The following is a 6,878-nucleotide window of genomic DNA, read 5'->3' on the forward strand; positions in this document are numbered from 1 at the left end:
GGCCTGCACGAATCGCCAGTAGAATCCCTACACGTGACTTCAGCCGCGCCCCCCAAGCCCCGTATCCCGAACGTCCTCGCCGGACGCTACGCCTCCGCCGAGCTCGCCACGCTCTGGTCGCCCGAGCAGAAGGTGAAGCTGGAGCGGCAGCTCTGGCTCGCCGTGCTGCGGGCCCAGAAGGACCTCGGGATCGAGGTGCCGGACGCGGCGATCGCCGACTACGAGCGGGTCCTCGACACCGTGGACCTGGCCTCCATCGCCGAGCGCGAGAAGGTCACCCGGCACGACGTGAAGGCGCGCATCGAGGAGTTCAACGACCTCGCCGGACACGAGCACGTGCACAAGGGCATGACCTCCCGGGATCTGACGGAGAACGTCGAGCAGCTCCAGATCCGGCTCTCGCTGGAGCTGGTGCGCGACCGTACGACGGCCGTTCTCGCCCGCCTGGGCAAGCTGGCCGGCGAGTACGCCGAGCTGGTCATGGCCGGCCGTTCCCACAACGTGGCCGCGCAGGCCACCACCCTCGGCAAGCGCTTCGCGACCGCCGCCGACGAGCTGCTGGTCGCGTACGGCCGGGTCGAGGAACTGCTCCAGCGTTACCCGCTGCGCGGCATCAAGGGCCCGGTCGGCACCGCCCAGGACATGCTGGACCTGCTGGGCGGGGACGCGGCGAAGCTGGCCGAACTGGAGAACCGGATCGCCGGTCACCTGGGCTTCTCGCAGGCCTTCACCTCGGTCGGCCAGGTGTATCCGCGCTCGCTGGACTACGACGTCGTCACCGCCCTCGTCCAGCTGGCCGCCGCGCCCTCCTCGCTGGCCAAGACGATCCGGCTGATGGCCGGGCACGAGCTGGTGACCGAGGGCTTCAAGCCGGGTCAGGTCGGCTCCTCGGCGATGCCGCACAAGATGAACACGCGGTCCTGCGAGCGCGTCAACGGCCTCATGGTCATCCTGCGCGGCTACGCCTCGATGACCGGCGAGCTGGCCGGCGACCAGTGGAACGAGGGCGACGTGTCCTGCTCGGTGGTGCGCCGGGTGGCCCTGCCGGACGCGTTCTTCGCGCTCGACGGCCTCCTGGAGACCTTCCTGACGGTCCTCGACGAGTTCGGCGCCTTCCCGGCCGTCATCGCCCGCGAGCTGGACCGCTACCTGCCCTTCCTGGCCACCACGAAGGTGCTGATGGGCGCGGTGCGGGCCGGGGTCGGCCGCGAGGTCGCGCACGAGGCGATCAAGGAGAACGCCGTCGCCACCGCGCTCGCCATGCGCGAGCAGGGCGCCGAGCGCAACGACCTGCTCGACAAGCTCGCCGCCGACGAGCGGCTGCCGCTGGACCGCGAGCAGCTCGCCGCCCTGATGTCCGACAAGCTGTCCTTCACGGGCGCGGCCGCCGCCCAGGTCGGTGTGGTCGTCGGCCGGATCGAGGAGATCGTCAAGCAGCACCCCGAGGCCGCCGGTTACACCCCCGGGGCGATCCTCTGAGCCGCTTCACTGCGGCGGAGCTGGAGGCCGCCCGCGACCGCCTCGTCCCGGACGTGCTCGCGGACGGCCTCCACGTCCTGTTCTGCGGGATCAACCCCGGCCTGATGACCGCGGCCACCGGCCACCACTTCGCCCGTCCCGGCAACCGCTTCTGGCCGGTGCTGCACCTGTCCGGCTTCACCCCGAGGCTGCTCAAGCCCGCCGAGCAGGGCGAGTTGCTGTCGTACGGGCTCGGCATCACGAACGTGGTGGCACGGGCGACCGCGCGGGCCGACGAGCTGACGGCCGAGGAGTACACGGAGGGCGGGCGGCTGCTGACAGCGAAGGTGACGCGGGTCCGGCCGAGGTGGCTGGCGGTGGTCGGCGTCACGGCCTACCGGGCCGCCTTCGCCGACCGGAAGGCCCGAGTGGGGCCGCAGGAGCGGACGATCGGGGACACCCGGGTGTGGGTGCTGCCGAACCCGAGCGGCCTGAACGCACACTGGACGGCGGCGACGATGGCGGAGGAGTTCGGGCGGTTGCGGGCGGCGGCGGAGGGTTAGCGCAGGCGTCAGGCGTCCCGGCGCCGGACACTCCATGCTCCCGCCAGCAGCGCCGCGCCCGTCCACAGTGCCGTCACCGCAAGCCCGGTCCACGGCCCGAGGGGACCGTCCCACCTCTCGTGGAACACCGACTGGCCCGCTCTGTCCGGCAGCACATCCGCGACGGAACCGGAGACGCCGCCGATCACGAAGGACACGGTCAGCAGGAACGGGATCAGGATGCCGAGGGTCGCGGCCCCGCTGCGCAGCACGGCCGTGAGTCCGGCCGCGAACAGGGCCATCAGCGCCAGGTAGACGCCGCAGCCCAGCGCACCCCGCAGTCCTTGCGGCCAGGCCGGCCCGGTTGCACCGAGCAGCAACCTGCCCTGCACGAGGGTGACCAGACCGGTGACCAGTCCGACGGCGAGGACGGGCAGCGCGATCGCCGTGGCCTTGGCCGCGAACCAGCGCCGTCGGTCGGGCACCGCGACAAGGGTGACCCGCAGGGCGCCGCTCTGGAACTCGGACGATACGGCTGTCGCGCCGAAGGCGACCGCCGCGATCTGCCCGAGGGACACGCCTGCGAAAGCGGAGAAGAGCGGGTCGGAGTCGCCGGAGCCGGCCGCCGAGAGCGCGGAACACGCGACGGTGGCGAGCAGGACGGCGCACAGGGTGCCGACGAGCGAGCGGAGCGTACGGATCTTGAGCCACTCGGCGTGGAGTACGGGCTGGAACGGCACGGTCAGACCTCCTGGTGGCGGTGTGCGGTGAACTCGGCTTCCGTCGAGGTCAGATCCAGGTAGGCCTGTTCCAGGGTGGCTTCCTCCTGGGTGAGTTCGAGGACGGGGACCGCCGCGTCGGCCAGCAGACGGCCGAGCTCCTCCACGCGCGCGTGCCGTACCGTCCAGACTCCGTCCGTGCCGCGCGCCGCGTCCTGGCCGTGCCGGGCGAGCAGTTCGGCGAATCGATCGTCGTCGGTGGTGCGGACTCGTGCCGAAGGCTCCACGCGCGCGTGGATGAAGTCGCGGACCGGGGTGTCGGCCAGGAGCCGGCCGCGGCCGAGGACGATCAGGTGGTCCGCGAAGGTCGCCGTCTCGTTCATGAGATGGCTGGAGACCAGCACCGTACGGCCCTCCGCCGCCAGTCGGCGCAGCAGACGGCGGATCCAGACGATGCCTTCGGGGTCGAGGCCGTTGGAGGGTTCGTCGAGCAGCACCACCTCGGGATCGCCGAGCAGGGCGGCGGCGATCCCGAGCCGCTGGCGCATGCCCAGGGAGTACGTCCGTACCCGGCGCCGGGCCGCGGGGGCGAGTCCCGTCTCCTCCAGCAGGTCGTCGATCCGGCCGGCCGGGATGCGGTTGCTCGCCGCGAGGACGCGCAGGTGGTCGCGTCCGGTGCGCGAGCCGTGCGCGGCATCGGCGTCGAGCAGGGCGCCCACCCGGCGCAGGGGTTCGCGGAGTTCGGGGTAGGGCAGTCCGCCGATCGTGGCCGTGCCGGAGGTGGCGTGGTCGAGGCCGAGGACGAGTCGCAGGGTGGTCGACTTGCCGGCGCCGTTGGGGCCGAGGAAGCCGGTGACGCGGCCCGGCCGGACGGCGAAGGTGAGGTGGTCCACGGCCCGGCGTCCGCCGTACTCCTTGGTGAGGTCGTGCACGTCGATGCTGGTCATGGCCGACAGCCTTGCCGGGCAGGGGCGTCGGCGCCTCCCCCGCCGGTGGGGATCGCCTCCCCCGCCCGGGGGAGGGCCGTTGTCGGTGGGGCCTGTCACGATGTCCGCATGGTCCGCTTCCTGCACCCGCTGCTGCGGGGGACGACGTACACGCGCCTGCTGCATCTGTGGGTACCGTTGCTCGTCGTCGCGCTGTGGCTCTTCGTCGACCCGTCGACGCCGTGGATGCCCGCGCTGGTGCTGATCCCGGTCGGGCTGATCCCGGCCGTGCGCCGGGGCGAGGGTGTGCAGGCGCGGCTGCTGCTCACGCCCGGTGAGGAGGAGTCGGGGATCTCGGAAACGCCGTCGGCGACCTGGCGGGACCGGGGGCGCACGGTGCTGTGGCTGGAGACGCGGATGGTCGTCGGCTCGGCGGGCGCGCTGGCTTCGGTGTGGCTTCCGGCCGTCGCCTTCGAACTCGCCCGGCTCGCCGCGGGACGGGCGCCCGGTGGCATCCCGTTCCTCGACGCGGCGCGGCCGCACTGGGCGTACGCCCTGCTGGTCCCGCTGCCGCTGGTCGCCCTCTACGGAGCGGTCGTCGGCTTCGGGGAGCTGATCACCGCGCTGGCCCGGCGGCTGCTCGGCCCGTCCGCCGCCGAGCGGCTCGCGGCGCTGGAGGAGCGCACCGAGCAGCTGCTGGAACGCACGCGTATCGCCCGCGAGTTGCACGACTCGATCGGGCATGCGCTGACGGTGGCGGTGGTGCAGGCGGGCGCGGCCCGGGCGGCGGGCGATGCGGAGTTCACCGACCGGGCACTGGCGGCCATCGAGGAGACGGGCCGGAGCGCGCTGGAGGATCTGGAGCGGGTGCTGGGCGTGCTGCGCGAGTCGCGGAAACCGGTGAGCGGGCGGCCCACCCTCGCCGACGCCGACCGGCTCCTGGAATCGGCGCGTGCCTCGGGCGCCAAGGTGGACGCCGAGGTCACCGGCCCGCTGGAGACGGTGCCGGGGCCGGTCTCCCGGGAGGGCTACCGCATCCTCCAGGAGGCGCTCACCAACGTGCTGCGGCACGCGGGGGCGGTGCCCGTGCGGGTCCGGGTGGCCGTGTCCGCCGGAATGCTGGACCTGGAGGTGCGCAATCCGCTTCCGGGGGCGATACCCGGGCCCGGCCGGGGCAGCGGGCTGCGCGGGATCCGCGAGCGCGCGGCTCTGCTCGGAGGCCGGGCGCGTACCGGACCTGACGACGGCGACTGGCAGGTGCACGCCGAGTTGCCGGTCGGTTGATCTACGCTGGCCGGATGCCGGTCACCGTCCTGCTCGTCGACGACGAGCCCCTCGTACGCGCGGGCCTGCGGGCCGTGCTGGCGGCGCAGCCCGACATCGAGGTGGTCGGGGAGGCGGCGGACGGCGCTGCGGTGATCCCGCTGGTGCGGCGACTGCGGCCGGATGTGGTCGCGATGGACGTGCGGATGCCGCTGCTGGACGGGATCGAGGCCACCCGCGCGGTGCTGCGCACGGTCGCGGAGCCGCCGAAGATCCTCGTGGTGACGACGTTCGAGGACGACGAGTACGTGTACGAGGCGCTGCGCGCCGGCGCCGACGGATTCCTGCTGAAGCGGGCCCGGCCGGCCGAGATCGTGCACGCGGTACGGCTGGTCGCCGAGGGCGAGTCGCTGCTGTTCCCGGCCTCGGTACGGCGGCTCGCCGCCCGGTACGCCGAGAACGGCGGGCGGGACGGGCTGGAGTGGGCGCGGCTGACCGAGCGGGAGGCCGAGGTGCTGCGGCTCATGACGCGGGGGCTGACCAACGCCGAGATCGCCGGGCGGCTGGTCGTCGGCACCGAGACCGTGAAGTCCCATGTGGGGGCCGTGCTGGCGAAGCTCGGGGCGCGGGACCGTACCCAGGCGGTGATCACGGCGTACGAATCGGGGTTCGTCGCGCCCCGTTGATCGCCGAACTCCGGCAGATCGAAGGCGTAGGGCACTCGCCGGGGCCGTCGGCGTCGAAGTACGATCCGGCCAACGTGCAGGGTTAGCTGGGAGGACGGACGTTGGCGGGCTTGACCGGCGGTGATCCGTCTCTGTTGCGAAGGATCAATTCCGCGGTGGTGCTGCACGCGCTGCGGGCCACCGACTGCGCGACGCTCACCGAGATCACGCGGGTCACCGGGCTGTCCCGGCCGACCGTCGAGGGGGTCGTCGAGGGACTCATCGAGGCCGGTCTGGTCGTCGAGAAGGCGGCCGACGAGGGCGCCACCCGGCGGCAGGGGCGGCCGGCACGGCGGTTCCGGTTCCGGGCGGAGGCCGGGCACCTGCTGGGTCTGGAGATCGGCCCGCACCGCGTCGCCGCGCTCCTGTCCGACCTGGACGGCCGGATACTGGGGGCGCAGGCCAAGGATGTGGACGAGACGGCCGACGCGGACGAGCGGCTGGAGCGGCTGCGCACCGCCGTCGCCGAGCTGCTGCGCCGGGCCGGGGTGGCGCGCAGTTCGCTGCGGGCCGTCGGGGTCGGCACACCCGGCATCGTCGAGGCGGACGGCCGGGTGCGGCTGGGCACCGCGCTGCCCGAATGGACGGGACTGCGCCTCGGCGAGCGGCTGAGCCGGTCGTTCAAGTGCCCGGTCCTGGTGGAGAACGATGCCAACGCGGCGGCCGTGGCCGAGCACTGGAAGGGCGCGGCCACCGAGTCCGACGACGTGGTGATGGTGATGGCCGGGCTGAGTCCGGGCGCCGGTTCACTGATCGGCGGGCGGCTGCACCGGGGGTACGGCGGGGCGGCCGGGGAGATCGGCGCGCTGCATCTGCTGGGCCGGGAGGTGACTCCTGAGACCCTGCTGTCGACGACCGACGAGCCGCTGCACCCGCTGGACGAGCAGGCGGTCGCCGAGGTGTTCGCGCTGGCCCGGAAGGGGGACTCGCGGGCCCTGGCGGCCGTCGACCGGTTCATCCAGCGGCTGGTGCACGACGTGGCCGCGCTGGTGCTGGCGCTGGACCCGGAGCTGGTGGTGATCGGCGGCTGGGCGGCGGGCCTGGACGGCGTCCTGGAGCCGCTCCGCCGTGAACTCGCCCGCTACTGTCTGCGGCCGCCCCGGGTGGTTCTCTCCCTGCTCGGCGAGGCGGCGGTGGCGACGGGCGCGCTGCGGCTCGCCCTCGATCATGTGGAGGAGCAGCTGTTCGCGGTGGACGGAACGGTCACCGCGCGCCGCTGACCGGCCCTCCCGGGTCCGGCACGAA

General features: G+C 73.4%; 7 protein-coding genes. 5 read left to right on the forward strand and 2 right to left on the reverse strand.

The window, feature by feature from the left end; genetic code table 11:
- Positions 1–33: 33 nt before the first annotated feature.
- Both purB and mug read left to right on the forward strand, forming a co-directional pair.
- Positions 34–1,479, forward strand: coding sequence for an adenylosuccinate lyase (purB, locus tag ACWGKQ_RS47435; protein WP_453298323.1), 1,446 nt, complete (start codon positions 34–36; stop codon positions 1,477–1,479).
- Complete coding sequence (mug, locus tag ACWGKQ_RS47440) at positions 1,476–2,021, forward strand: G/U mismatch-specific DNA glycosylase (protein WP_453298331.1); 546 nt, start codon at positions 1,476–1,478, stop codon at positions 2,019–2,021. The genes purB and mug overlap by 4 nt, the downstream gene beginning before the upstream one ends.
- A gap of 8 nt (positions 2,022–2,029) precedes the next feature.
- On the opposite strand, the gene ACWGKQ_RS47445 is transcribed toward mug, so the two are convergent.
- Both ACWGKQ_RS47445 and ACWGKQ_RS47450 read right to left on the reverse strand, forming a co-directional pair.
- Positions 2,030–2,740, reverse strand: a complete 711-nt coding sequence (locus tag ACWGKQ_RS47445) for an ABC transporter permease (protein ID WP_453298324.1) — start codon at positions 2,738–2,740, stop codon at positions 2,030–2,032.
- A gap of 2 nt (positions 2,741–2,742) precedes the next feature.
- Positions 2,743–3,666 carry an ABC transporter ATP-binding protein gene (locus ACWGKQ_RS47450; RefSeq protein ID WP_453298325.1) on the reverse strand — a complete coding sequence of 308 codons (924 nt, stop codon included), beginning with the start codon at positions 3,664–3,666 and terminating at the stop codon, positions 2,743–2,745.
- A gap of 108 nt (positions 3,667–3,774) precedes the next feature.
- On the opposite strand from ACWGKQ_RS47450, the gene ACWGKQ_RS47455 reads away from it, so the two are divergent.
- The 3 genes from ACWGKQ_RS47455 to ACWGKQ_RS47465 all read left to right on the forward strand — a co-directional run bounded on the left by ACWGKQ_RS47455 (position 3,775) and on the right by ACWGKQ_RS47465 (position 6,853).
- Positions 3,775–4,929, forward strand: coding sequence for a sensor histidine kinase (locus ACWGKQ_RS47455; protein ID WP_453298326.1), 1,155 nt, complete (start codon positions 3,775–3,777; stop codon positions 4,927–4,929).
- Positions 4,930–4,943: 14 nt separating this feature from the next.
- Positions 4,944–5,594, forward strand: coding sequence for a response regulator transcription factor (locus ACWGKQ_RS47460; RefSeq protein ID WP_453298327.1), 651 nt, complete (start codon positions 4,944–4,946; stop codon positions 5,592–5,594).
- A gap of 101 nt (positions 5,595–5,695) precedes the next feature.
- Complete coding sequence (locus ACWGKQ_RS47465) at positions 5,696–6,853, forward strand: ROK family transcriptional regulator (RefSeq protein WP_453298328.1); 1,158 nt, start codon at positions 5,696–5,698, stop codon at positions 6,851–6,853.
- Positions 6,854–6,878 lie beyond the last annotated feature (25 nt).

This window comes from Streptomyces sp. NPDC054770, assembly GCF_053611985.1.

Coding starts and splice junctions, on each gene's coding strand:
- ACWGKQ_RS47455 (WP_453298326.1), top strand. CDS start 3,775: ATGGTCCGCTTCCTGCACCCGCTGCTGCGGGGGACGACGTACACGCGC.
- ACWGKQ_RS47450 (WP_453298325.1), bottom strand. CDS start 3,666: ATGACCAGCATCGACGTGCACGACCTCACCAAGGAGTACGGCGGACGC.
- ACWGKQ_RS47460 (WP_453298327.1), top strand. CDS start 4,944: ATGCCGGTCACCGTCCTGCTCGTCGACGACGAGCCCCTCGTACGCGCG.